The organism is Vibrio sp. 947, assembly GCF_033339115.1.
Classification (GTDB): domain Bacteria; phylum Pseudomonadota; class Gammaproteobacteria; order Enterobacterales; family Vibrionaceae; genus Vibrio; species Vibrio alginolyticus.
The window spans coordinates 59,318-84,100 of the sequence record NZ_JAWOTX010000010.1; the positions used below are offsets into that span (position 1 = coordinate 59,318).

Here is a 24,783-nt window from a genome sequence, read left to right on the forward strand (position 1 = left end):
TAAATTGCGTATAAATGTTAATTATTAGTGATTAAAGGCACGGAAGAATAAATGGATAAAATTGACAGGCAACTTATCAACCTAATGCAGAAGGATGCCACTCTGACAACTGCAGAACTTGCTGACCAAGTAGGGCTATCGGCATCACCTTGTGCAAGGCGCATTAAGCGTTTGGAGCAGGAAGGTGTAATTAGTGGTTATCGAGCTATTGTGTCCAGAGACACTGTAGGCATCGCGATGACTGTATTTGTTGAAGTGAGTTTAAATAACCACCAAGCTTCTTCGATTGATGAGTTTGAACATGCCGTTGTTGAGATGGATGAAGTGATCTCATGCCATGTCGTATCAGGGGCCTATGATTACCTGTTAGAGGTGGTCAGTAAAGATCTCGCTGGTTATGAAACATTTACTAGAAAGTTACAGCGATTAGAAAATGTGAAAGATATTCATACCCACCTAGCGATTAGACAAGTGAAAGGAAATGGCAGTTTGCCGATTTATGCATAAGAAAGATGAAATTTTTCGATAGACTTAAGATTGCCCACTATCATCGAAAGCGATATAGACAGTTTGGTAAAGACAGAGCCCGAACTCTGGGATGGGCAGATAAGTATAGTCAGATCAGCCGTTTTGAGGCGTTGTGCCGAGGGTTAACGTTAGACGGTTCAAGTATTTTAGATATTGGGTGCGGCTACGGAGACTTGTTAGCGTTTATCGAACTTACGGGGGGGCTTCCTCAAAGCTACATTGGCATTGATCAGCAAAAACAGTTTATCTCTGAAGCCAGAAAACGAGATTTTCGCACGCAAAGTAAGTTTATATGCGGTGACTTTTCAACGTTGGTATTGCCTCGTTGCGATTTTGTTTTTGCTTCCGGATCATTGAACTATCAATCCACCAACCCAAATCATACCATTGAAATGATTGATAAAATGTACCGAGCGACAGAGAAAGGTTGTGTGTTTAACTTGTTGGATGAATCCAAACTACCCAGCATGAAAATGTTAGCGTCGCACAATAAAGAAGGTGTCTTTCGCTATTGTCGGTTGCTGTGTCCGAATACACGATTGATTGAGGGGTACTCCGAGCACGACTTTACGATTGCCATGATCAAAAAAGCGGAGTCCGTTTCCTGACTCCGCTTTATAAATTCTTAAGCCTTATTGGTTTTTGTATTGTGAGATTTCACAGTTACCTGTGTATCTATCAACCTTGAATGAGAACGCGGCTGAATGGTATTCCCTCCCATCACTCCATATTGTTTCTCCGAAGATTTTACACAGATCCAAATCACTGATTGAACCGAACTCTTTTACGTGCCTAACTACTGACAAAAACTTGGCTTTGGTAGCATTAGGACATTCCCTGTTACTTAATCGATTGATAACCATGTTTGTAGCATCATCTCCAGCCAAATGTGACTTTTTATTAAATTTTATTAATGGCTAAACTAACCAAAAAATGTCCATAAGTAAAGCATTAATGTGACGTATGTCTCTATAAATTGATTGTCTTGGTCATGGTTTAGTCAAGTTTGTCAAAAGGAACAATCCCATTATTTACATTTGATATCATTCACGACTAAGGAAAGATAAAAAGCACGAATAACGTCCAATATTGGAGTGAAAAACCAACATCGTCTATTCAGAACTGGCTCTGTTTTTACTTCGAAACATCTTGAGCGTATTGAAGCGCTCGAGCTTCTTTATCATAGACTTGTGACAGAGTTTGATATTGTGAAGAGAGGCGCTTGTAATCTTCAGCAAGTTCCAAAGCGTTGGTGTTATACCATTCCGCGGTTATTTGATTGGCTATTTTGTTTGACTCGCGGCACTTTTGGGCCAGTATCTCCCACCCATTTGCTGACCATTGGGATTGTGTGCTCAATTTAAGCAGCTGATTCGCTTTAGTTGTGAGCTCTTCTTTGTATTGAATCGATGCTTTTAATTGCGCTTTGAACACATTTTGGTTCGACTTGGCACGCCAAAGTAGCACGAGCTCATGCAGTGAAAAGGTTTCGGACAATAACTGACGCTGTTTATGTTCGGTTAAAAGTGTATTGAATACCTCAACATGCTGATTGTAATTGGACTCTAAACGATTGAATTGGGTAAGATTGTCATTCCACGACGATGGGTTACATTGAATATTGGCGTGCCCCGTTATCGGGAACAGAAGAAATAGTAGTATCCAATTGAGTCTGTTGATCATTATTGCTCGCGTTAGTTGACCTGCTCTTTTGAGTATATACCCAAATTTCTACGACATGCGTGCTGCTGGTGGGATAAGAATAAAGAATGAAAAGGAAAAGGGCATGAAGAAAATTCTCGTCGCATTGATTGTCATGCTGTTGCTCGGCGGAGCGGGGGCTGGATACTATTTCTTCTTTATGCAGAAAGATGAACCTGAAGCACCAAAGGCTACACAAGTCGAGCAATCGTCACTGCAAAAAGAAACATCCAAACCGATTCTGGATTTAGAAGCCGCTCCCCCGGAAGTTACCGAGTACTACGTTATTGAGCGTCGTGTCAATGTTTACAACAAGCCTAACCTTAATGCTTTAGTTGTCGATACGCTCTATAAGGGAGAAAAAGTATCGGTGTTAGAAAAAGTAGATGGGTGGTACCGAATCTCCGGTTATCTTGTCTATGAAGAGGGTGGAGAAGAAAAAGCCGAATGGTTGAATGCTGAAGGGTTATCGGATGCAGAGCCAGTTATTAAAGAGCAAGAGCGCTTAGAGATATTGGATGAATACCTACAGAAGTCGGATGATTTAAAAGTTCACTTGGATATTTTCCGTAAGAAAACACAGCAATTGTTAGACGATGAAACCTGTGATCCGAGTGATTTTGAGGAGCTCGGTGGTTGGGTGCGTTCTGTGACGTTCAAAAAGCGCAACGTTTACTTCATCTATTGTGGCGGTTTGGAGCAAGAGAATAAGATCTACTTAGATGTTGATAAGGGCGAGATTTTTTATCGATAGCTCACCACTAATTACACTCGTTCTCTAAAGACGTTTTGATAAAAGCAATAACGATGCAAACCTGAAATCAGAGATTTATAACTTTTTAGTTGTGAACCATAATCAATAGGAATACTATCATTAAGCCAAGTGACCTAACTTGGTTCTTTGTTTTTTTAGTGAGTTCCTATGCCTTGGATTTACCTTAGAAAATTGATTTTGCTGCTATTTGCAATGGTATTGCTACCAGTGCATGTATCTGCTGCGCAAATCGATCACAAGGCTCACGTACCGCACTTTTCTAAGCTACAACCTTTTGTAGCCGTAAGTGTATCGCCAAACTCTTCCGTCGATTTTTCTGAAGTTTCAGAAGAAAGCTCTCAATCTCCAGTATCTGAAGGTCATGCAAGTCTCGATTCCGTTGCTTTGTTTAACTCTCAGCGCTGGACGTCTTACTTACGGGAAGGGCTTGATGACGAGCACGTAGATTTTGTCGGCGATCTCACGACTCCGTTTTACGCTGATGCGGGTTACGCATACAGCTTGATGGACATTAACTGGCGTCACAACCAGTCCACATTTTATCATTTCACAAGCGATCATCGCATTTCTGGTTGGAAAGATACCAATGCCATGTACGTCGCACTCAATAGTCAGTTTTCTGCCTAAACACCATCTATTTGCACCATTGTGCACTCTTAACACGACGATTGTATTCGACAGGACGTGAGCGTTCTGAGCATTTCATACCCTGAATTTATTCTGGGAGCATCTGTCGTGTGTTAAGCCTTGTTATTAAAAGCTTCACTTCATTGTGAAGGGATGATGTTTACATGAAAAAAACGCCAAAGCAGCAAAAGAACAGAAAGCTGATGAATCACTACTCAGCTTGGAAATATGTCGTATTAATCACGACAGTCATTATTTTAACCCTAAGTGCTATACCAACTTGGTTTGGCGAACAGCCTTCTATCCAGTTGACGTTTGCGGATCAAAACAACAGTGAAATGTCGGTTGTTCATCTGAATCAACTGCTAAAAACCAACCATATTTCAGCCGACAAAATCATCGAAAAAGACGGCAAAACAACCATTGTATTCGATGGTGAAGATGCGCAAAGTAAAGCTCGTGCGTTGTTAAACAAAGAGCTAAATAAAGACGACAGCATCACTTTCTCATACGTATCGGTTGCGCCAGAATGGTTGAATGAGATGGGCTTTAGCCCAATTAAGCTCGGTCTTGACCTTCGTGGTGGCGTTCAGTTTCTGTTGAATGTTGATGTGAATAAAGCGTTTGAAGAACAACGTGATGCGTTGATTGATGAAATTAAAGCGAACCTACGTGATCAACGTGTTCGTGGTGTGCAAGTTCGAGCAGAAAGTGGCAACCGAATTACGGTAAACAGTGACAGCGAGCAAGCATTGTCGGAAGTGAACAAGTTTTTGCGTCAAAACTACCCGGGCTGGATTTCAAAAAGTTCATCTCGTGGCTTTGTGCTTGAACCGAGTGAACAAAATATCCAAGAATTTCAATCGTCGACTCTTCAACAAAACCTGAAGATCATGCGTGGTCGTATTGAAGAACTTGGTATCACAGAGGCACTAGTGCAACGCCAAGGTAAAGAGAGCATTCGAATTGAGCTCCCTGGTGTACAAGATCCTGCTCAAGCGAAAAACGTTATTGGTGCAACAGCAAGCTTGGCGTTTTATGAAGTGAAAGATGCGAGCCAAGCACACAGCAGCCAAGATCTTGTTCTTCAAGATAATGACGGCCGTACTGTGATTTTGGCAAAACGACCAGTTCTAACGGGCGAGCACATCGTGAACGCTCGTGCTGGTGTCGACAAAATGGGCATGTCAGAGGTAAATATTTCTCTTGACCACGCTGGTGGTAAGAAAATGAGTGACTTCTCAGCAACTCACATCGGCAAGCCAATGGCGACCGTTTACCGAGAGTACAAAACAAACGATCGCGGTGTAACTGAGCGTAGTGAGCGCGTTATCAGCGTCGCAACTATTCAATCTCAACTTGGTAGCCAGTTCCGTATTACTGGTGCAGGTAGCATGGACGATGCACAGCAGTTAGCGCTATTACTTCGAGCGGGTTCACTAACTGCGCCGGTTACTATTGTGGAAGAGCGAACAATCGGTGCTTCTCTGGGTGCAGAAAACATTGAAAACGGTTTTGCAGCACTGGCTTTAGGTATGGGTTTAACACTGACCTTTATGGCACTTTGGTACCGCCGCTTAGGTTGGGTAGCAAACGTGGCGCTTTGTGCCAACATGCTTTGTTTGCTTGGCTTAATCGCCTTGTTACCAGGAGCGGTTCTAACGCTTCCGGGTATTGCCGGTTTAGTGTTAACCGTCGGTATGGCAGTGGACACCAACGTTATTATTTTCGAACGTATTAAGGACAAAATGCGTGAAGGTCGCAGCTTCGCTCAAGCGATTGACCTTGGCTTTGACAGCGCATTCTCGACCATCCTTGATGCCAACATTACTACCATGATCACCGCCGTGATTTTGTACGCCATCGGTAATGGCCCAATCCAAGGCTTTGCCTTAACACTCGGATTAGGTTTGTTAACCAGTATGTTTACAGGCGTATTTGCCTCTCGAGCAATGATCAATTTAATTTGGGGCCGCGATGCCCGTCGTGATGTGAGGGTTTAATCATGGTCGAAATGCTAAAACAAAATATTCGTAAAATTCGCTACTTTACTACGCTAGTTTCCATCATTTTAACGGTGATCGCGATCGTCGCTCTAGGCTTTAAAGGGTTGAACCTAGGTTTGGACTTCACTGGCGGTATGGTGACAGAAGTAAAGGTAGATAAGCAGCTAACTAACCATGATCTGCTTGACGTTCTGCAACCAAAGCTTGGTGAATCTGCGTCAGTGACACGCTCTGGTGAAGATGGCCGTTGGGTGATTCGTTACTCTGCGCCGGAAGATGGACAAACGTTGCCAAGTGTAGAAGAGGTGTTGAAGCCAATCTCTCACCAAGTTGATGTTGTCAGCAACAGTATAGTTGGCGCTCAAGTTGGCCAAGACTTGTTTGAACAAGGTGGCTTAGCATTGTTGATTTGTGTGTTGAGTATTCTCGGTTACTTGTGTTTCCGTTTTGAGTGGCGTTTGGCCAGTGGTTCACTGTTTGCTTTGGCCCATGATGTGATCTTAGTGCTTGGTTTCTTTGCAATTACTCAAATGGAGTTCAACTTAACCGTTTTTGCAGCGGTGTTAGCAATTTTAGGTTACTCATTGAATGACTCGATCATCATTGCAGACCGAATCCGTGAGCTGTTGATTGCGAAACAGAGTTGGAAAACAGAAGACATCAATGATCAAGCTGTTATCGCGACGTTTTCACGCACTATGGTGACATCTGGTACGACATTGATCACTGTTGGTGCATTATGGATTATGGGAGGAGCGCCTTTGGCTGGTTTCTCAACCGCCATGTTTATTGGCGTTCTGTCGGGTACATGGTCTTCGATTTCGATTGGTACTGTGCTGCCGGAGTGGTTGAAACTGGAGCCGAAACATTATCTGCCTGTTGAGATCGACGCTGCGCCATAGCATCGTTCTTTTAAGGTAAAAGTGCTTGCGCCACTCATCTTGAGTGGCGCTTTTTTGTGCTTATTTCACGCGCATCAAGCGATGTTTCACAAGTCCCAAATCGAACTCTAAGACTTGTGAGCGCTTCATTGCTTCGACTTTATTCAACATCGACTCTTGGTAGCCTTTCTTCTTCATCCACTGAAGAGGTACAGAGAAAGCATCTTCATTAACGACATAAGACTCGCCTTTATGCTCACCGCTATAGACGTTCACAACCCAAACTCGGGCTTGAAAGTCCAATACTTCACCCATGACTTTAGCGATTTTATTCAGAATATTTTTCATTGTTTCCAGTTTGCCTTAGCTTAGTAGCAACCAGACACCAACTCCCATCATTAAAGTGCCTGCGATACGGTTCATTAGACGTACATTCTTAGACTGACCTAAGACGTGTTTCAACCCTTTACCACCAGTAGCGTACAGAGACATGCAAATGAACTCAAACAGTAAAATAATGGAGACAAGTATGATCAGTTGCGGTGCAAGTGCTGCGTTTTGGTCTATAAAAGGCGGTAAAAGAGAAATCATAAATGCCCAGCCTTTTGGGTTTGCGATTGCGGTAACGAAGCCTTGCATGATAAGTGCGATATTGTCACTCTTTGGTGTTTCTAAGTTGTCGACATTAATCGCAAGTTTCCCTCGCGATCGCCACATTTCAACTCCAAGATAGAGTAAATAACCGCCACCAATGAACTTTAACGCGATAAACATCCAAGGATAATTGAGCATAATCGCAGCGATACCTAACACCGCAGAGACTGACACCAGCGCGACACCGAGAAGTTCTCCTATCATCATCCATAACGTGCGACGATAACCGATACTCATACCTAACGTTAGGGCGAGAGTCATGCACATACCAGGCGTGATTGAGACAAAAAAGAAAGTAGGGATGAACATACTGAGCAATGCAAGATTCATATCTGTTGATGATTTAGTGATTAAAGAGAAGCCACAAAGATAGTGCAAAGTGGAAAAGGATGCTACTACAAAGCGAGCGATTACTTTCACTAGTAGCTAGTTGATGTTCTTCGAATATATAAATTTAAAATGAAATTATATTTTAATCTATGCGTCATAATAGTGCGTATTGCACCAGTATGAGACAAGCTCTTATATCATTTTTAGATTAAATATATTCAATTTATTATATTTTATCGGTATTAATCATCATTGTATTAAAAAAATCGAATTGATAACTAAATTATCATTAAATGCAGTAATTAAATGATATGTTTGATAATTATTTTTACCGATAATTGAATTATTATTCTAATCTCAAGTTTGTTGTAATCATATAGGCTTAAAATTCAGATCTTAAATCATGACATAATGTAACGTCTACCATTCTGTATGTAAGTTCATGATATTTAATAATTATGTTTCTATTTCTGTTGGTGTGGCTTTTGTGGAAGTGTGATTTAAAACAATGACTTATGTAAAATTAACCATTTTATAACATTTCACGGGTAATGAGATCTAAATCAATCTTATGCAATTGGGTGAGTTTTTTATTTGAAATGTAATATTTCTAGGTTAACTTAAAATAAAGGCAGCACGGGATTGGTTGTCAAAAGAATAAATAAACACGTCAGTTGGTGAACTATTTCATCAGTGTATTAAGTTTGCTTTTTAAATGCCGTTAAGAATGGAGTCTTCAATGAAGAAAGTCGCTTTGATCACTGGATCAAAAGGCGGAATTGGTTCTGCTATTTCCTCTCAATTAGTCAATGACGGTTACCGTGTAATCGCTACTTATTTCACAGGTAACTACGAATGTGCGCTGGAGTGGTTCAACAGCAAAGGGTTTACCAAAGATCAGGTTCGCCTTTTTGAGTTGGATGTAACAAACACGACAGAGTGTGCAGAGAAATTGGCGCAATTGCTTGGGGAGGAGGGAACCATTGATGTTGTTGTCAACAACGCAGGAATCACACGTGATGGCGTGTTTAAAAAGATGACTGCGCAAGCTTGGAATGATGTCATCAATACCAACCTCAATAGTTTATTCAACGTTACGCAACCCCTCTTCGCTGCAATGTGCGAAAAAGGCGGTGGTCGTGTCATCAATATCTCTTCAGTCAATGGTCTTAAAGGGCAGTTTGGTCAAGCAAACTACTCGGCGGCGAAAGCTGGGATGATCGGTTTCTCTAAAGCCTTAGCATACGAAGGTGCTCGCTCGGGTGTGACAGTTAATGTTATCGCTCCGGGTTACACGGGTACGCCAATGGTTGAGCAAATGAAGCCAGAAGTGCTGGAATCCATTACGAACCAAATTCCAATGAAACGTCTTGCGACACCAGAGGAAATTGCAGCATCAGTGAGCTTCTTGGTCAGCGATGCGGGCGCCTACATCACCGGAGAGACTTTGTCGGTGAACGGCGGCTTATACATGCACTAAGGAGAGAAGATGATGGAAAAAGTATTTATCGTAGCGGCGAAGCGTACTCCAATTGGTGCTTTTGGTGGTAGCCTGAAAAATACTTCTGCTGGCGATCTGGCAGCAGTAGCGATTAAGGGCGCGTTGGAAGCGGCAAAGTTGCCTGGCGACAAGGTTGACGAAGTGATTGTTGGCAACGTTGTTGGTGCAGGTCAAGGAATGGGTGTTGGCCGCCAAGCGGCACTGTTTGCGGGGATTCCTGAATCTGTTCCTGCATATGGCGTAAACATGGTTTGCGGTAGTGGCATGAAAACGGTCATGGATGCCGTGTCCCATATCCGTAGTGGCGATGCTGAGATCGTTGTTGCAGCGGGTGTTGAAGTCATGTCTCAGATTCCGTTTGCTGCACCAAGCAGCATTCGTGATGGCAACAAAATGGGCAATCTGGAGCTAAAAGATCTGCTCATAGCGGACGGTTTAACCGATGTTTACAACCAATATCACATGGGTGTGACGGCAGAAAACGTAGCAAAACAAATCGGCTTAACTCGCCAGCAGCAAGACGAATACGCGCTGTCTAGCCAACAGAAAGCGGTAGCCGCTATCGAAGCTGGCAAATTTCAAGACGAAATTGTGCCAGTGGAAGTAAAGCAACGCCGTGAAACCGTGATGTTTGATACGGATGAATACCCAAAAGCGAACGCGACAATGGAAGCCTTAAGCAAGCTACGTCCTGCTTTTGACCGCGAAGGCACTGTGACTGCGGGTAATGCATCAGGCATTAACGATGGAGCGAGTGCGATTATCGTGGCGTCTGAAAGCGCAGTTAAAGCGCATGGATTAACGCCGCTTGCTGAGATCGTAAGCTATGCGCAATCGGGTCTTGATCCGAAGATCATGGGCCTAGGTCCTGTTGAGTCGGTCAATAAAGCACTCGAAAACGCAGAACTCACAGTAAATGATATCGACGTTTACGAGTTAAACGAAGCATTTGCAGCGCAAGCACTTGGCGTGATTCATCAGTTGGCGGAAACAAACCAAGTTCCAGTTAACGCGATTCAAGATAAAGCGAACTTTAACGGTGGTGCTATCGCGCTAGGACACCCGCTTGGTGCATCTGGAAACCGAATCTTAGTCACGCTGGTTCACGAGCTTCATAAGCAAAATGGTCAATATGGCGTTGCTTCACTTTGTGTGGGCGGCGGCATGGGCACGGCTGTGGTTGTAAAGACAGTTAAGTAATTATTTAAACGGACATTTTTAATTCTTTCTCTAGGAGACAAACCATGTACACAGATTTCTTCAAAACATTTAGCGATCAAACTGAAAAAAATCTAGAACCTTACTTGAAGTTCAACAAGCTAGTGACAAAAAACGTAGAAGTGTTGACCGAGCTTCAATTGAACGCCATTCGCACATACAGTGAAGTGGGTCTAAACCAGATGAAAGCAGCGACAGAAATCAAAGACGTAACGTCATTGACTGCTTTCAACAGTCAGCAACTAAGCGTACTTACTAAACTTTCTCAACAAATGATGGATGACAGCAACAAGCTTCAAGCGATTGCAAAAGAGTTCAAAGAAGACGTTGAGAAAATGACTTCGGAAAATCTAAAGACTGTTACTCCAGCGTAATTTGTCCGATTCTCGCCGCCCCTAGATTTGGGCGGCGTTGTTTTTTCCGAATATAGGAGTAAGACTATGTTTCAACACTTCTTTTCGGACTATCTTGTGAAGCTTCAGGAAACCAATCATCAGTGGTGGCATGATGTCGAAGTGAACAAGGCAGTCGTGAACTCTCCTTTAAACAAGGCCATGCAAGAAGTGAACTTTGAGGATACTGCCAAACTGTTCGAACAAGCTGCCAATCAGCCTGCTGCGATTTTAAAGCTGCAAGCACAGTGGTGGGAACAGCAGCTGCAAATTTGGCAGAATGTTGCATTGGCAGGGAACCAAGCACAAATCGTCGAAGCTGAAAAAGGGGATAAGCGTTTCTCAAACGAAGCGTGGCAAAATGAAGCCATGTATAGCTTCATCAAACAATCCTACCTTTTATTTAGTAAGACCTATCTGGACACCATCGAGTCTTTGGAAGGCTTAGATGAAAAGACGAAAGAACGTATTATTTTTTTCTCTCGCCAAGCCATTAACGCCCTTTCTCCTTCCAACTTCATCGCCACTAACCCAGAGCTTTTGAAGCTGACACTTGAGCAAAACGGTCAAAACTTACTGGCAGGCTTAGAGCAGTTGAAAGAAGACGTTGAGTCGAGCGCAGACATTTTAAAAATTCGTATGACGAATAACAATGCATTCCGCGTGGGCGATGACGTTGCGACGACACAGGGCAATGTGGTTTTTCAAAACGAATTGTTTGAGTTGATTCAATATCGACCTCTAACAGAGAAAGTGAATGCGACGCCGCTGCTCATCGTCCCACCTTTCATCAATAAATACTACATCCTTGATTTAACAGCAAAGAACTCAATGGTTCGATGGTTGTTAGAGCAGGGGCACAGTGTATTTATGATGTCTTGGCGTAACCCAGGCAAGGCACAAGCGCACATAGAGTTTGGTGACTACGTGACAGAAGGCGTAGTGAAAGCCGTCGCTGCAATTGAAGATATAACAGGACAAGAGCAAATCAATGCGGCTGGTTATTGCATTGGTGGTACTGTTTTAGCAAGCACGGTTGCCTACTACGCTGCAAAACGTATGAAGAAGCGCATTAAGTCTGCCACTTTCTTCACCACATTGCTCGACTTCTCTCAACCAGGTGAAGTCGGCGCGTATATCAATGACACCATTGTTAGTGCAATTGAAGCGCAAAATAACGCAAAAGGGTATATGGACGGCCGTTCCTTAAGCGTGACGTTTAGTTTACTGCGTGAAAACAGCTTGTACTGGAACTACTACGTCGACAATTACTTGAAGGGTAACAGTCCGGTTGATTTCGACTTGTTGTACTGGAATAGCGATAGCACCAACGTCAGCGCTGCATCTCACAATTTCTTGCTTCGCGCGCTCTATTTAGAGAACAAGCTGGTGCAAGATAAAGGCGTCAAAATTGGTGGAGTATGGATTGATCTAAATAAGATCAAAATTCCTAGCTATTTTGTGTCAACGAAAGAAGACCACATTGCGTTATGGCAGGGAACTTACCGTGGTGCGCTGAACACGGGTGGTAACAAAACGTTTGTCCTCGGTGAGTCTGGTCATATTGCGGGCATCGTGAACCCTCCAGCTAAAAATAAGTATGGTTATTGGTTGAACGATAATTTGGATGACTCTGCTGATGAGTGGTTGAATAACGCGGAACACAAAGAGGGATCGTGGTGGACACACTGGAACGAGTGGTTACTCCAATTCAACCCTAAAGAGCAAGTTGAGCCTTTCCCTATTGGCTCAGAAAACCATCCGGTTATTGATGAGGCGCCAGGACAATACGTCAAACAGGTTCTGCCAGTAAAAGAATCTTAAACAACTCCCTATAGCAGTAAATCTTAGCGGCCTTTATGGTCGCTTTTTTTATGTATGATTGCTTGTTTATTGTTGGCAAGTACCATTGAGTAATAAATAAAAAGCGCCGAGCATTTGCTCGGCGCTCAGTGTCAACAAATAGGCTAGTTGACGAGTAGAGATGCGTTACGTTACACCTCTTTATCCTTACCAAATGACAGCAGCCAGAGAGAGATTGCTGCTACCGCCACAAAGCCGGAAAGAATAATCACTGGCATAGCACTGTAGCCAAGGATATGCCAAATTACAGATTCTAATGTACTCATGGTAAGTCTCCTTAGTGCCAGCCTTCAACGCCGCTCATGTCGGGTAGTTTGTGCGCAATACCTTTGTGACAGTCTACACATGTTTTCTCGCCTGAAGCTAGAGCGGTGGAGTGTTGTTCTGCCGCACGTGATCCTTGCTGAGAGTAATCCATGAAATCAAACTCATGACAGTTACGACATTCAAGAGAGTCATTCTTTTTCATACGTGCCCACTCTCGTTCTGCGAGGTGTCCACGACGCTCTTGGAACTTCTCTGGCGTATCGATCGTCTTCGTTACGAAGTGTGCAAATAGCTCTTTAGATGCCTGTACTTTACGAACGATCTTATCCGTCCATTCATGAGGAACGTGACAGTCTGAACAAATCGCACGAACACCAGATCGGTTGGAGTAGTGAATTGTTTCTTGAATTTCAGCAACGATCGGCGCGTGACAGCCAGAACAGAACTCTTCTGTGTTGGTTGCTTCCATACCTGTGTTGAATGCGCCCCAAAATAGAAGGCCACCAGCGAAGCCTAGAAATAAAACCACACCAGCGGCAGCTTTACTCGGGCTCGACAGTCTCTTCCAAAACGCTTTAAGTATTTTCATAAGTAACCTCTTAGTACTCGCGTTTCAATTACTGAAGCGAATCGACTGCCTTAAACTCGTTTTCCACTAGTGGTTTTGCATCCGTTTGTGGAACGTGACATTGCAAACAGAAGTAACGACGAGGAGACATATCTGCCAGTACCGCATCTTCTCTGTTTACATAGTGCGTTACGCTAATTTTAGTCGCACCTGACTCTTTTGCATTTTTCCAGCTATGACATGCAAGACACTTGTTAGCATTTAACGAAATTTCGTAGTGACGAATGCTGTGTGGGATCAACGGTGGTTGATAAACATAGCTGTCTTCAACGATTTGATCTTTAGGGAAGTCTTTGAACTCGTCTGCTGGACGCGTATCTTCCAATTGAGACATTCCACGTAAAGATTCTAGACCACCAATACCACCTGGATTATCCAACTCAGCTTGCGCAATGCCTGTCACTAACGCACCTACAGATAAAACTGCGACAAGTAATTTTTTCATCATTTCATCTCCGCCTTTATGGCTTAAATTCTTTATTAGGCCGCCATAATGACGGCCGTAGCATTCAGTATCTGAAGGTTAAGCAATCTTAGTGATTTTGACTGGGCACTTCTTAAAGTCTGTCTGTTTAGACAGTGGATCAGTCGCATCTAGGATAAGCTTGTTAATCAAAATACGTGCATCAAAGAACGGTACGAATACCAAGCCTTTTGGCGGACGGTTACGACCGCGAGTTTCAACACGAACGCGTACTTCACCGCGTTTGTTTGCCATGAGTACTTCTTCACCACGACGAACATTGCGTGCTTTTGCGTCTTCTGGGTGCATGTAACACACTGCGTCTGGTACTGCTTTGTATAATTCAGGTACACGACGAGTCATGGTGCCTGTGTGCCAATGCTCAAGAACACGACCAGTACATAACCACATATCAAATTCATCGTTCGGTACTTCTGGTGGCGCTTCGTATGGCGCGGAAATGATCTTCGCTTTGCCATCAGCATTGCCGTAGAAGTCCCAACCAGAACCTTCTTTCGCGTATGGGTCTGAACCTTCTTTAAAGCGCCACTGTGTTTCCTTACCATCAACAACAGGCCAACGTAGACCACGTACTTGGTGGTAGCGGTCGTATGGAGCCAAATCATGACCGTGACCACGGCCAAATGTTGCGTATTCCTCAAACAGACCTTTTTGAACATAGAAACCGAAGTGGTGAGCATCGTCATTCAGTTCACGAGCTTCTTCGATAGGGAATTTGTCGACGTTACCATTGCGGTAAAGTACGTCGTACATTGTTTTACCACGGTATTGAGGCGCTTTCGCTAGAAGCTCTTCAGGCCACACTTCTTCCATTTTGAAGCGTTTCGAGAACTCCATTAGCTGCCAAAGGTCCGATTTTGCCTGACCGACTGTGCCCACTTGTTGGTACCAAGCTTGGGTACGACGCTCTGCGTTACCGTAAGCACCTTCTTTTTCAATCCACATTGCGGTAGGAAGAATAAGGTCTGCTGCTTGTGCTGTTGCTGTCGGGTATGGGTCAGACACAACGATGAAGTTTTCTGGGTTGCGGTAACCTGGAAGACGTTCTGTGTTGATGTTTGGACCGGCTTGCATGTTGTTGTTACATTGAACCCAGTAACAGTTCAGAACGCCGTCATTCAGCATACGGTCTTGCAATACGGCGTGGAAGCCAGGTTTTGGTGGAATCGTACCTTCTGGCAGTTTCCAGATGTCTTCTGCAATCTTACGGTGTTTAGGGTTAGCAACCACCATGTCCGCTGGTAGGCGGTGAGCAAACGTACCAACCTCACGAGCGGTACCACATGCTGATGGTTGGCCCGTTAGTGAGAATGGGCTGTTCCCCGGAGTCGAGATCTTACCGGTTAGTAGGTGGATGTTGTAAACCAAGTTATTCATCCATACACCACGAGTATGCTGGTTCATACCCATCGTCCATAGAGACATCACTTTCGTGTTTGGATCCGCGTATTGCTTCGCAAGCTCGATAAGCTTCTCTTTCTCAACACCAGAGATTTCAGATGCTTTTTCTACTGTGTATGGCGCTACTGATTTCTTGTACTCTTCGAATGAGATAGAAGTGAGTTTGCCAGAGTTCGGGTTCTTCGCTGCTTTTTGTAGCGGATCATCGTCACGTAGACCGTAGCCGATGTCAGTGTCTGCTTGAGTGAAGTTCGTGTGTTTGTTCACGAAGTCCCAGTTTACTGCATCGTTTTCGATGATGTAGTTTGCGATGAAGTTAGCAATTGCAAGGTCAGACTGAGGATTGAAAATGTAGCCGTGGTCTGCCAACTCAAATGAACGATGGTAGTAAGTAGAAAGCACGTTCACTTTAACGTGAGGGTGGCTTAGGCGGCGGTCAGTAATGCGAGTCCATAGAACCGGGTGCATCTCTGCCATGTTTGAGCCCCAAAGAACGAAAGCGTCTGCGTTCTCAAAGTCATCGTAACAACCCATTGGCTCATCGATACCGAATGCGCGCATGAAACCTACAACGGCAGAAGCCATACAGTGACGAGCGTTTGGATCAATGTTGTTTGATCGGAAGCCTGCTTTCATTAACTTTGACGCAGCGTAGCCTTCCATTACTGTCCATTGGCCTGAGCCAAACATACCTACGCTTGTTGGGCCTTTTTTCTCGAGGGAAGCTTTCCATTTCTCAGCCATGATGTCGAAAGCGTCATCCCAAGAGATAGGTGTAAATTCACCATCTTTGTGGAATTTGCCATCTTTCATTCGTAGCATCGGTTGAGTTAGACGGTCTTGACCGTACATGATCTTAGAAAGGAAGTAACCTTTGATGCAGTTCAGACCTTTGTTTACTGGTGCTTCTGGGTCACCCTGTGTTGCTACCACTTTGCCGTTTTGAGTGCCAACAAGAACAGAACAGCCTGTACCACAGAAACGACAAGGTGCTTTGTCCCATGTGATTTTGGTTTGATCAGAGCTTGCAATCAGGTTGGCTGCAGATGCTGGTAGTGTCACACCTGCGACAGCAGCAGCTGATGCAGCCGCGTTTGCTTTCACAAACGCACGTCTTGTCATTTTCATACTTCACCCTCGATTTGGGAATGTTGTGTTCCAGTGTCTTCTTCATCCGTTTCTTCAAGCCCAGTTTCGATTTGGTGATAAACCAATACCGTGCTTAAGACGTTCGGTAAATTATTAATGGCATCGATAGTGTCTGTGATGAAACCTTGGTTCTCAGTTTCAAGTACGACGATAATCTTGCCTTCAGGACTGTCACCATAGATTTCCGCATTTTCGTGTGCTTCTATCTTTTGTTTGATTTCGTCCAAATGTTCCGGCAGCACATGTACTACCAAACTTGAAATATGCACTTCATTTAGTGACATATAGCTCTCTCATTTATTTTTATTGCCTTTGGCCGACGACATTCGGCTTAGGCTGTTGTATTGCTCACATTGATGGATGAAGTCGGGCACACTGAAACACAGGCGCCGCAGCCGTTACACTCATCAAGGTCTAAATTGGGTTGTGCTACTTTCCCCAGTTCTAATTTGAACTGAATTGCCATCGGGTCGCACATATCCCCACAGCTTCGGCATTCGACATTTTGTTTTGCTAAGCAGTTATCGTTGATACTTGCTTTTGCTTGCCAAGGTTGTTCTGTTTCTGGCAAGAAAAGGGGCTCAGGACAGGCGTTTGCACATTGATAGCAAAATGTGCATTCATCGATGGAAAAATCGACCGAGGGGAATCCGCCATCACTTTTGGTTATAATCTTTGTTTCACAGGCCTCAATGCATTTACCGCAGCGAGTGCAATCGTCCGTAAACTGTTGCGGTTTAGTTAACCAAGGCAAACGTACGGCGTTGTCGGGGTGCGCTTTTCTTGCAAAGAGTCTTCTTCTGGAAAGGTCTACCACTTAGTCACCTCGAAACTTGGAACCCAAACTAAGCATAGTCCACAATTTTCATTAATAAACTGTCATTTAAACTAACGAAATTGTAGTTTTTGACATATTTGTATAAATACCTCTTAGGGGGTAAATGGTATGCAATATTGTTTTGGATCAATAAATTCCGTCGCAGGTGATCACATATTGATAAAGTTGAAAGGTAATGGGTTCATTGCACGTACAAATAGGATTGTTAATGGGCGAGGAACTCAGATTGTTTAAAAATGTGAAAAAGTCAGTGACGCGCACGATTGCGTCCGCGATGCTTCTTATTTTGCTGCTCTCAGTCGCTACGACTGGTTTTGCGATTTTTACGTTAGCGTCTAGCTTGAACGATGCTGAAGCCGTCAATGTTGCTGGCTCGATGCGAATGCAAAGCTACCGTCTGGCGAATGATATTCAGGTTAAATCTGTTGACTATTCTTCACATATCGACGCATTTGAACATTCGATATATTCACCTTCAATGAAAGCGCTTCAGCATTGGTCTGTGCCTGAAGACATCACTCACGATTACTACCGTCTTATTATCAGATGGCATGAACTCAAGGCGGTGCTTAGAGGAGACAACCCGGCAGAATATCAACTCCTAGTGGCCGGTTTTGTTGAACAAATCGATGAGTTTGTATTTAAGCTGCAAAGCTTTTCGGAGCAAAAACTGATTAACTTAGCCTGGATCGGCGGGTTAGGGTTGGGTGGCATCCTTTGTGTCAGTATGTTTGTCGTTCACTTTGTGCGCCTCGAAGTTGTTCGGCCTCTGCGTGCCTTAGTTTTTGCTAGCGAGCAAATTAAAAATCGCTCATTCAATATATCGCTCAATGTATCTAGCGATAATGAAATGGGAATACTGACTCGAACCTTTAACCGGATGGCGACAGACCTTGGTAAGTTGTACCGAGGATTAGAACAAGCGGTTGATGAGAAAACACGTAAATTGCAGCATGCCAACCAGTCTTTAGAGGTGCTGTATGACTCGTCAAAAGAACTCACGGCGTCGCGTATTAATCAAGACAATTTCCAGGCGATTTTGCAGCATATCGTCAGTCTTGAGGGCATTAAAGCGGTCAAACTTGAAATCGAGCAGCTGGGAGAACCGAGCTGGATATTGATGGAAGGAGAAGAATGCTGCCAAGATTGTGATGAAGATTGCCACGGTAAAGCCCTGATGCTAGATGGTGAGCACTTGGGCTATTTATATTGGAAAGCAGGGTTACCTTGTCCGAACGAGGCTCTTATTGACAACTTCGTGCAGATTTTATCACGCGCCGTGTATTACAATCGGGCGCAGCGCCAAGCAGAACAAATTCTGCTGATGGAAGAGCGAGCCACTATTGCTCGGGAGTTGCATGATTCATTGGCTCAAGCACTCTCTTACTTAAAAATTCAGGTCGCTTTGTTAAAGAGAAGCGTAAAGAACTTTTCTGACGAAAAGGCGATCGCGCAGGCTAATCAAGTTATTGCTGAGCTAGATACGGGCTTATCTGCGGCTTATACGCAGTTACGCGAGTTACTGACGACGTTTCGTCTTACGATTAAAGAGGGCAGTTTTGGCCAAGCATTGCAAGACATGGTTGAAACGCTCAGTGAACAAACTGCTGCAGACATTACGCTAAAAAATAGACTTTCATCAACTGAACTGGATGCACATCAACAGGTTCATTTACTACAGTTGATAAGAGAAGCGGCAATTAATGCTATCAAACATGCGCAAGCAGATAATATTCACATTCAATGTCTCGATAATGATGGAAAAGTCACAGTAACCGTTAGCGACGATGGAATAGGCTTTGAACATCAAGACGAAAAATTAAATCATTACGGTATGAGTATCATGCAAGAGCGGGCCGCTAGACTGCATGCCGATCTGCACATCGAAGCATCGATAAACAAAGGTTGTACCGTAAAATTAGAATTCCAACATAGTAAGGAAGTAAACAGTGACAGTGTGTAAAGTAATGCTGGTGGATGATCATCCACTCATGCGAAGAGGTATCCACCAGCTTTTAAGCTTTGAGCCTGAGTTTGAGGTCATTGCAGAAGCAAGTAATGGCGCGGATGCAGTAGCGAAAGCGCATGAGCTGGAACTGGATCTTGTACTTCTTGATCTTAATATGAAAGGCATGTCTGGCCTTGATACTTTGCAAGCACTGCGTGCAGATGGCTGTGAAGCCAGAATTGTCATTCTAACCGTTTCAGATAGCCCAGCAGGTATCGAAGCAATAGTTCGAAGTGGTGCCGATGGCTATTTATTGAAAGACACTGAGCCCGATGAGTTGGTTGAGTTGCTAAAACAAGCGCACCAAGGGGACAAGGCATACAGCCAAGAAGTTTCTAAGTATTTGAGTGAACGTTCAGAGCAAGAGGACGTGTTTGATACACTGACCGATCGTGAATCTCAGATCTTAAGAGAGGTGGCAAGAGGTTTCCGCAACAAGCAAATTGCCGATCGTCTTTTTATCTCTGAGTCTACGGTTAAAGTACATATGAAGAGTTTACTTAAAAAGCTTCAAGTTCCTTCTCGTACTGCAGCAACCGTCCTTTATCTTGAGCGCTTTGGCGACATCAAATAACATTGTTGGATTTGAATCTGTAATAATAAATAAAATCAAACAGTTATATTTATTCTGACGAATAAAAAAACCGCCTGTTAGGCGGTTTTTTTTACTTGTCTGGGCGAATAGAGTACAAGTCACTGTTGTGCTTACCACACTCCAAATAGTACTGATAAGCCACTTTTTTGCTTTCAGCAATGACTCTCATGCAGTGCATTTTCCCCTGTTCAAAATATCGAATCTCATATTCTACACTGGTATCAAGTTGCTCAGCGGCTGCCATACTTCGCCTCCATAAACCATCCAAAAAACATCCATGCAAATTATATGCCGTTATAGGGAGCGTCGTTCGGTACGTTTTTTAGCCGATAATTGCGCTCTAACTCACTTTTTTGCGGATAGCTGTGATCAAAAAGTTAATTTCAAACTCTATATATTATTAAGGTGGCAATCAATATTTGTCACACTGGTGTAAGTTTGCCGCAATACTAAGTGATACAGGTTGAGTATAGAACTTAATCAACAGAAAAGGGAATACGAATAAGTGACTAAATTAAAGGATGTATCTAATAAGGCGCTTCGTTATGGCCTTCTATTTTGTTTCGTATTTCTGCTTGCCGGTTGTGCGAAAAAGTTTTTATACAGCAATATCGATTGGTTCGTGCTCGATTACTTAGAGGACTATGTCTCGTTGCAAGGGGAACAAGAAGTCCTGGTGGAAGAGCGCTTATTATTGTTGGCAGACTGGCACAAGAAAGAGGAGTTACCAATATATATCGAACATTTAAAAGACCTTGAGAGATTAAAAGCGAGCGATGTCACCTTAAATTACTTGCAACAAAATCGAGATAGAATGCGAGCGCATTACGATAGAGTGGTCAGCAAAGCAGCACCAGATCTTTTTGCGTTAAGTTTGCAATTAACGAAAGATCAAGAACGCGAGTTTTTGAGTAATGTACAAGAACATTATCAAGAGCGAAACGCAAAATATGCCGATAAGACAGAAGACGAAGTGCGTGAAATTATTCTGGATAACACTGAAGAGTGGATGGAAGAATGGCTAGGGAATCTATCAGGAAATCAGCGTCAATTAGCTCAAACATTTTCTCAGCAAGTTATTTTAAACAGCCCTTTATGGAGAGATTATCGAGCCACGGTATATCAAGAGCTCGAATACTTGTTCGACAACAAATCTAATGTTGTGACTTATCAAGATATATTTATGCGACTCTTGTTCGAGCCAGAGAGTTATTATAGTGAGCAGCTTTCTCTGAATATTGATTCTAACTTTGCATTGGTTGATCAACTGACATTAGATGTTTCTCGTTCGATGACCGATAAGCAATGGCGTCATTTTCGTGAAAAGGTTAAAGAGTGGCGAGTACTGGCTGAGGAACTTTTAGATTAAATTCATACTTCAATGAGCGAAAGCAAAGCGCAAAAGCCTTTCTTATCAAAAAATGATTCAAAGCAAATTCTTATTGAGCTAAGAGCGTAACATAGCGTGAGGTTTGATGAGGCAACGTCAGCTTATCAATGCGTGATAAGGCCTCATCGTACAAAACAATGAGAATAAATATGAAACATTTAGTTGAAAGATTTCTTCGATACGTCACGTTTGATACCCAATCCAATCCACATGTGACGCTTTGCCCAAGTTCACCTGGCCAGCTTGTGTTTGCTGAGTTACTTAAAAAAGAGATGCTCGAACTTGGCTTAAGTGACGTGACTTTGGATAAAAATGGCTACTTGATGGCTAAACTGCCAGCCAATGTTGATTATGCGGTTCCTCCTATCGGCTTCATTGCCCATATGGATACCGCGCCGGATGCATCTGGCAAAAACGTAAAGCCGCAATTCATCGAAGATTACCAGGGTGGCGATATTGCATTAGGGTTGGGGGATGAAGTGTTATCTCCCGTGCAATACCCAGATTTACATCACCTACATGGCCACAATCTTATTACTACCGATGGCACTACATTACTTGGCGCGGATAACAAAGCCGGTATCGCAGAGATTCTTTCCGCGGTAGCTCTGCTACTGGAAAACCCAGACATTCCACACGGCGACATTTGTATCGGCTTTACTCCGGATGAAGAAATCGGTCGTGGTGCAGATTTGTTTGATGTTAAAAAATTTGGCGCGAAATGGGCATACACTATAGATGGTGGTCCGCAAGGTGAATTGGAATACGAAAACTTTAATGCAGCAAACGCTGATGTAATTTTTCATGGTGTTAGCGTTCATCCAGGTACTGCAAAAGGCAAAATGGTCAATGCGATGAGCTTGGCTGCGAAATTTCAAGTTCAAATGCCCCAAGATCAAACTCCGGAAACAACCGAAGGTTACGAAGGGTTCTTCCATCTAAAATCGGCAGAAATGGGCGTTGCACGAAGCGAGCTAGGTTACATTATTAGAGACTTTGACCGTCAAAGACTTGAGGATCGAAAAGCCTTTATGCAGAAACTCGTCGATGAAATGAACACGGGTTTACGCCATGGTTCTGTAGAGCTAAAAATAAAAGACAGCTATTACAATATGAGAGAAATGGTTGAGCCTTACCCTCATATCATTGAGCTGGCAAAGCAAGCGATGGAAGCGTGTGATGTGGAACCGATTATAAAACCTATTCGTGGTGGTACAGATGGCGCTCGTTTATCTTTTATGGGTTTGCCGTGCCCGAATATCTTCACCGGTGGTTTTAACTTCCACGGAATTCATGAGTTTATTTCTGTTGAAATGATGGAAAAATCAGTACTCGTTATTGTCAAAATTGCTGAGCTCACAGCGAAAAAACACAGTTAAAAGACCACGTCGAGACCTCTTGCAGATTTAATAACAAAATAGCCCAGATCTTCCTGGGCTATTTAAATATTAAGATGGAATACTAGCGCACGTCTTTGTCTTCAATTTCAATGTCTTCTAGTGGTAACCAGTCGACTTTCACACCCGCTTGATCGAACATATCTTGACTGACTTGGATTTTATCTCCCCAGCGAGATAAAAAGTCTTCAGACTGCTCAGGGCAGTGTACGTGTGAGATCCCTGTTTGAATGATCTTTGCCGCGCAGTTAGGGCAAGGAAAATGCGTTACCCAAATATCACATCCGTCTAAGTCACGTTTTGAGAACAAAATTGCGTTCTCTTCCGCGTGCAGTGTTTTAAGGTATTTCAACTCGCGCTCATCGGTGTCGACACTGTCAGAAACACCATGCGGATAGCCATTAAATCCAACAGATACAATGCGATTCTGTTTAGTAATAACGGCACCGACTTGTGTTGATGGGTCCTTACTCCAAGACGCCACTAGTTCTGCCATCTGGTAAAAGCGTTTCGCCCATTTAGAAATCATAGTCATCCTCTCTGTCGAAGGCGTTGAATTAATTGAATGATAACCCATTTATATTAAAAAAATAGTCAAAATCGGGGTCTTGAGTATGAAGGCGTCACTTTTTACCTTTTTAGCCACAAAACGTTCTTATCTTGAGCACTGAATCTCACTTTACGCCCGAATACAATACTCCCGTTAGTGTTTCCAAGCACACGCTAAAATTCGCGATCTCCTAAGGCGTATATTAAATAGTTATGATTGAGTTGTATGTATATTGCTCATTGAATACCACTGTTAACTAAATTACTTTATTTTCCTTTTGTTTCTCATGTTTACATTTAGAAACACCTTGGGCGCTTTTCAGTGAAGTTTTCAGTGGCAGCAAGGAGTAAGGTTGATAGGAATTCAACAATATCCTGTTCTATAAAGACGGTAAATACATGCAAAAGAAACCACTTGTCGCACTAATGGCGGCTACAGCAATCCTCGCTGGATGCGAGGAAGCTAATAATGCCCAAACGAAAGGTCAAGCGCCTCTCGTAGTGACTCAGGATGTCACGGTTATCGACTACCAACCGAGCAAGTCTTATATCGGTCGCATTGAAGCAGTAGAAGATACCAATATTACCGCGCAGATTTCTGGCTACTTAAAAGCTCGTCACTTTGAAGAGGGGCAAATGGTAGAAAAAGGGCAGCTCCTTTACTCTATCGAGCCATCTTCTTTTGAAGCCCAAGTCGCGAGTGCTAAAGCCGCACTTGCACAAGCTAAAGCGGCGCTAAAAAAAGCCGAATTAGATCATACTCGAGGTAAAAACTTGTTGCCTCGCGGTAGTATCTCTCAATCTGAGTTTGATGCTTTAACTGCGGCACTTCTTGGTGCGAGAGCAGAGCTAGAAGCGGCAAATGCTCAACTTAAACTTGCTGAAGTTAACCTTTCCTATACTCAAATCCGAGCACCTTTTAGCGGACGTATTAGTGATACCAAAGTGAGTACGGGTGATCTGGTTTCTCCGTCATCTGGCGTGCTGACAACTCTGGTGAGTTTAGATCCCGTTCATACCTCATTTAGTGTGAGTGAGCGTGAGCGTTTAGCTATGGGTATGGATCAAGTAAAAGGTGATGGCTCGGCTGAATCAAACCGCGTTGAAGTTCAGCTTGAACTGGAAAATGGACAGTTTTTTGAGCATCTTGGTAAGCTTGATTTCTTAGGTAATCGTATTGACACCAAAACGGGTACGATTGCTATGCGCGCGCTAGTGCCAAACCCAGAGCAGAAGTTACTTCCGGGTCAACACATCAAAGTGAACTTGAGAGATAAGAACACGAAAGACGTTATTGTTATCCCACGACGTGCCGTACAGACTGACTTAGAAGGTGACTTTGTGATGGTGATGGCTGAGGGAAGTGTGGCAGAGCGTCGTAACGTCGAGCTTGGCCCTCAGGTTGAACAAGGCATTATCATTCGAGAAGGGCTCGATCAGGAAGATACGGTTATTACACAAGGCCTACAACGTGTGCGTAATGGTGTAGAAGTGCGCCTTCAAGCACCTGCTGAAGATAAGCAGTAGGGGGGCACTATGTTAAGTCGTTTCTTTATTCAGAGACCTAAATTCGCGCTGGTTATTTCGATCATATTAACGCT

General features: G+C 43.4%; 26 protein-coding genes. 15 read left to right on the forward strand and 11 right to left on the reverse strand.

What is annotated here, in order from left to right; all coding sequences use genetic code 11:
* Positions 1-51 precede the first annotated feature (51 nt).
* Positions 52-507, forward strand: coding sequence for an Lrp/AsnC family transcriptional regulator (locus tag R7Q39_RS14345; protein ID WP_005373581.1), 456 nt, complete (start codon positions 52-54; stop codon positions 505-507).
* Positions 508-512: 5 nt separating this feature from the next.
* Positions 513-1,136, forward strand: a complete 624-nt coding sequence (locus R7Q39_RS14350; protein ID WP_005373579.1) for a class I SAM-dependent methyltransferase — start codon at positions 513-515, stop codon at positions 1,134-1,136.
* A gap of 526 nt (positions 1,137-1,662) precedes the next feature.
* Here the strand turns inward: R7Q39_RS14350 and R7Q39_RS14360 are convergent.
* Entirely contained in the window at positions 1,663-2,211 is a 549-nt protein-coding gene (locus R7Q39_RS14360) for a hypothetical protein (RefSeq protein ID WP_047101208.1), read from the reverse strand.
* A 103-nt stretch (positions 2,212-2,314) separates the two neighbouring features.
* Between R7Q39_RS14360 and R7Q39_RS14365 the strand changes: the two genes are divergently transcribed.
* The 4 genes from R7Q39_RS14365 to secF all read left to right on the forward strand — a co-directional run bounded on the left by R7Q39_RS14365 (position 2,315) and on the right by secF (position 6,539).
* Complete coding sequence (locus R7Q39_RS14365; protein WP_047101210.1) at positions 2,315-2,983, forward strand: SH3 domain-containing protein; 669 nt, start codon at positions 2,315-2,317, stop codon at positions 2,981-2,983.
* A gap of 168 nt (positions 2,984-3,151) precedes the next feature.
* Positions 3,152-3,631 carry a hypothetical protein gene (locus tag R7Q39_RS14370; protein WP_047101211.1) on the forward strand — a complete coding sequence of 160 codons (480 nt, stop codon included), beginning with the start codon at positions 3,152-3,154 and terminating at the stop codon, positions 3,629-3,631.
* Between the two features lie 164 nt (positions 3,632-3,795).
* Positions 3,796-5,634: a protein translocase subunit SecD gene (gene secD, locus R7Q39_RS14375; RefSeq protein ID WP_005373570.1), complete on the forward strand. Its 1,839-nt coding sequence runs from the start codon at positions 3,796-3,798 to the stop codon at positions 5,632-5,634.
* Positions 5,635-5,636: 2 nt separating this feature from the next.
* On the forward strand, positions 5,637-6,539 hold the full coding sequence (gene secF / locus R7Q39_RS14380; RefSeq protein WP_005373567.1) for a protein translocase subunit SecF: 903 nt from the start codon (positions 5,637-5,639) through the stop codon (positions 6,537-6,539).
* A gap of 60 nt (positions 6,540-6,599) precedes the next feature.
* Here the strand turns inward: secF and R7Q39_RS14385 are convergent, their stop codons facing one another.
* Positions 6,600-6,866, reverse strand: a complete 267-nt coding sequence (locus R7Q39_RS14385; RefSeq protein WP_017635186.1) for a hypothetical protein — start codon at positions 6,864-6,866, stop codon at positions 6,600-6,602.
* Between the two features lie 15 nt (positions 6,867-6,881).
* Positions 6,882-7,502: a LysE family translocator gene (locus R7Q39_RS14390; protein WP_021035942.1), complete on the reverse strand. Its 621-nt coding sequence runs from the start codon at positions 7,500-7,502 to the stop codon at positions 6,882-6,884.
* A 739-nt stretch (positions 7,503-8,241) separates the two neighbouring features.
* On the opposite strand from R7Q39_RS14390, the gene R7Q39_RS14395 reads away from it, so the two are divergent.
* From R7Q39_RS14395 to phaC, 4 genes are all read left to right on the forward strand, one after another.
* Complete coding sequence (locus R7Q39_RS14395) at positions 8,242-8,982, forward strand: SDR family oxidoreductase (RefSeq protein ID WP_005373555.1); 741 nt, start codon at positions 8,242-8,244, stop codon at positions 8,980-8,982.
* Positions 8,983-8,994: 12 nt separating this feature from the next.
* A complete protein-coding gene (locus R7Q39_RS14400) occupies positions 8,995-10,203 on the forward strand; it encodes an acetyl-CoA C-acetyltransferase (protein WP_033906557.1) in 1,209 nt (402 codons plus the stop codon).
* Between the two features lie 44 nt (positions 10,204-10,247).
* Positions 10,248-10,595, forward strand: a complete 348-nt coding sequence (locus tag R7Q39_RS14405) for a phasin family protein (protein WP_005373550.1) — start codon at positions 10,248-10,250, stop codon at positions 10,593-10,595.
* A gap of 66 nt (positions 10,596-10,661) precedes the next feature.
* Complete coding sequence (phaC, locus tag R7Q39_RS14410) at positions 10,662-12,437, forward strand: class I poly(R)-hydroxyalkanoic acid synthase (RefSeq protein ID WP_318076396.1); 1,776 nt, start codon at positions 10,662-10,664, stop codon at positions 12,435-12,437.
* A gap of 170 nt (positions 12,438-12,607) precedes the next feature.
* Here phaC and R7Q39_RS14415 read toward each other — a convergent pair whose 3' ends face one another.
* From R7Q39_RS14415 to napF, 6 genes are all read right to left on the reverse strand, one after another.
* On the reverse strand, positions 12,608-12,742 hold the full coding sequence (locus tag R7Q39_RS14415; RefSeq protein ID WP_005373546.1) for a TIGR02808 family protein: 135 nt from the start codon (positions 12,740-12,742) through the stop codon (positions 12,608-12,610).
* 11 nt (positions 12,743-12,753) lie between these two features.
* A complete protein-coding gene (locus tag R7Q39_RS14420; RefSeq protein ID WP_005373542.1) occupies positions 12,754-13,332 on the reverse strand; it encodes a NapC/NirT family cytochrome c in 579 nt (192 codons plus the stop codon).
* Between the two features lie 28 nt (positions 13,333-13,360).
* Positions 13,361-13,816, reverse strand: coding sequence for a nitrate reductase cytochrome c-type subunit (locus R7Q39_RS14425; protein ID WP_005389061.1), 456 nt, complete (start codon positions 13,814-13,816; stop codon positions 13,361-13,363).
* Between the two features lie 78 nt (positions 13,817-13,894).
* Positions 13,895-16,384 (reverse strand): periplasmic nitrate reductase subunit alpha, encoded by a 2,490-nt coding sequence (napA, locus tag R7Q39_RS14430; protein WP_005389060.1) that lies wholly within the window; start codon positions 16,382-16,384, stop codon positions 13,895-13,897.
* Entirely contained in the window at positions 16,381-16,689 is a 309-nt protein-coding gene (locus R7Q39_RS14435) for a chaperone NapD (RefSeq protein ID WP_005373535.1), read from the reverse strand. The genes napA and R7Q39_RS14435 overlap by 4 nt, the downstream gene beginning before the upstream one ends.
* A gap of 47 nt (positions 16,690-16,736) precedes the next feature.
* A complete protein-coding gene (gene napF, locus R7Q39_RS14440; protein ID WP_005373529.1) occupies positions 16,737-17,222 on the reverse strand; it encodes a ferredoxin-type protein NapF in 486 nt (161 codons plus the stop codon).
* A gap of 247 nt (positions 17,223-17,469) precedes the next feature.
* Here napF and narQ point away from each other — a divergent pair, with 247 nt between their 5' ends.
* Together narQ and R7Q39_RS14450 are read left to right on the forward strand one after the other, a co-directional pair.
* Positions 17,470-19,206: a nitrate/nitrite two-component system sensor histidine kinase NarQ gene (gene narQ / locus R7Q39_RS14445; RefSeq protein ID WP_318076414.1), complete on the forward strand. Its 1,737-nt coding sequence runs from the start codon at positions 17,470-17,472 to the stop codon at positions 19,204-19,206.
* Positions 19,207-19,210: 4 nt separating this feature from the next.
* Positions 19,211-19,825, forward strand: coding sequence for a response regulator (locus tag R7Q39_RS14450; protein WP_318076415.1), 615 nt, complete (start codon positions 19,211-19,213; stop codon positions 19,823-19,825).
* Between the two features lie 91 nt (positions 19,826-19,916).
* Here R7Q39_RS14450 and R7Q39_RS14455 read toward each other — a convergent pair whose 3' ends face one another.
* Complete coding sequence (locus R7Q39_RS14455; RefSeq protein WP_005373524.1) at positions 19,917-20,090, reverse strand: hypothetical protein; 174 nt, start codon at positions 20,088-20,090, stop codon at positions 19,917-19,919.
* A 261-nt stretch (positions 20,091-20,351) separates the two neighbouring features.
* Here R7Q39_RS14455 and R7Q39_RS14460 point away from each other — a divergent pair, with 261 nt between their 5' ends.
* Together R7Q39_RS14460 and pepT are read left to right on the forward strand one after the other, a co-directional pair.
* Positions 20,352-21,215, forward strand: a complete 864-nt coding sequence (locus tag R7Q39_RS14460) for a DUF6279 family lipoprotein (RefSeq protein WP_318076397.1) — start codon at positions 20,352-20,354, stop codon at positions 21,213-21,215.
* A 170-nt stretch (positions 21,216-21,385) separates the two neighbouring features.
* Complete coding sequence (pepT, locus tag R7Q39_RS14465) at positions 21,386-22,615, forward strand: peptidase T (RefSeq protein WP_054577770.1); 1,230 nt, start codon at positions 21,386-21,388, stop codon at positions 22,613-22,615.
* A gap of 82 nt (positions 22,616-22,697) precedes the next feature.
* On the opposite strand, the gene R7Q39_RS14470 is transcribed toward pepT, so the two are convergent.
* Positions 22,698-23,162 carry a dCMP deaminase family protein gene (locus R7Q39_RS14470; protein WP_005373515.1) on the reverse strand — a complete coding sequence of 155 codons (465 nt, stop codon included), beginning with the start codon at positions 23,160-23,162 and terminating at the stop codon, positions 22,698-22,700.
* Between the two features lie 419 nt (positions 23,163-23,581).
* Between R7Q39_RS14470 and vmeY the strand changes: the two genes are divergently transcribed.
* Positions 23,582-24,709: a multidrug efflux RND transporter periplasmic adaptor subunit VmeY gene (gene vmeY, locus R7Q39_RS14475; RefSeq protein WP_054577771.1), complete on the forward strand. Its 1,128-nt coding sequence runs from the start codon at positions 23,582-23,584 to the stop codon at positions 24,707-24,709.
* The last annotated feature ends 74 nt before the right edge of the window (positions 24,710-24,783 follow it).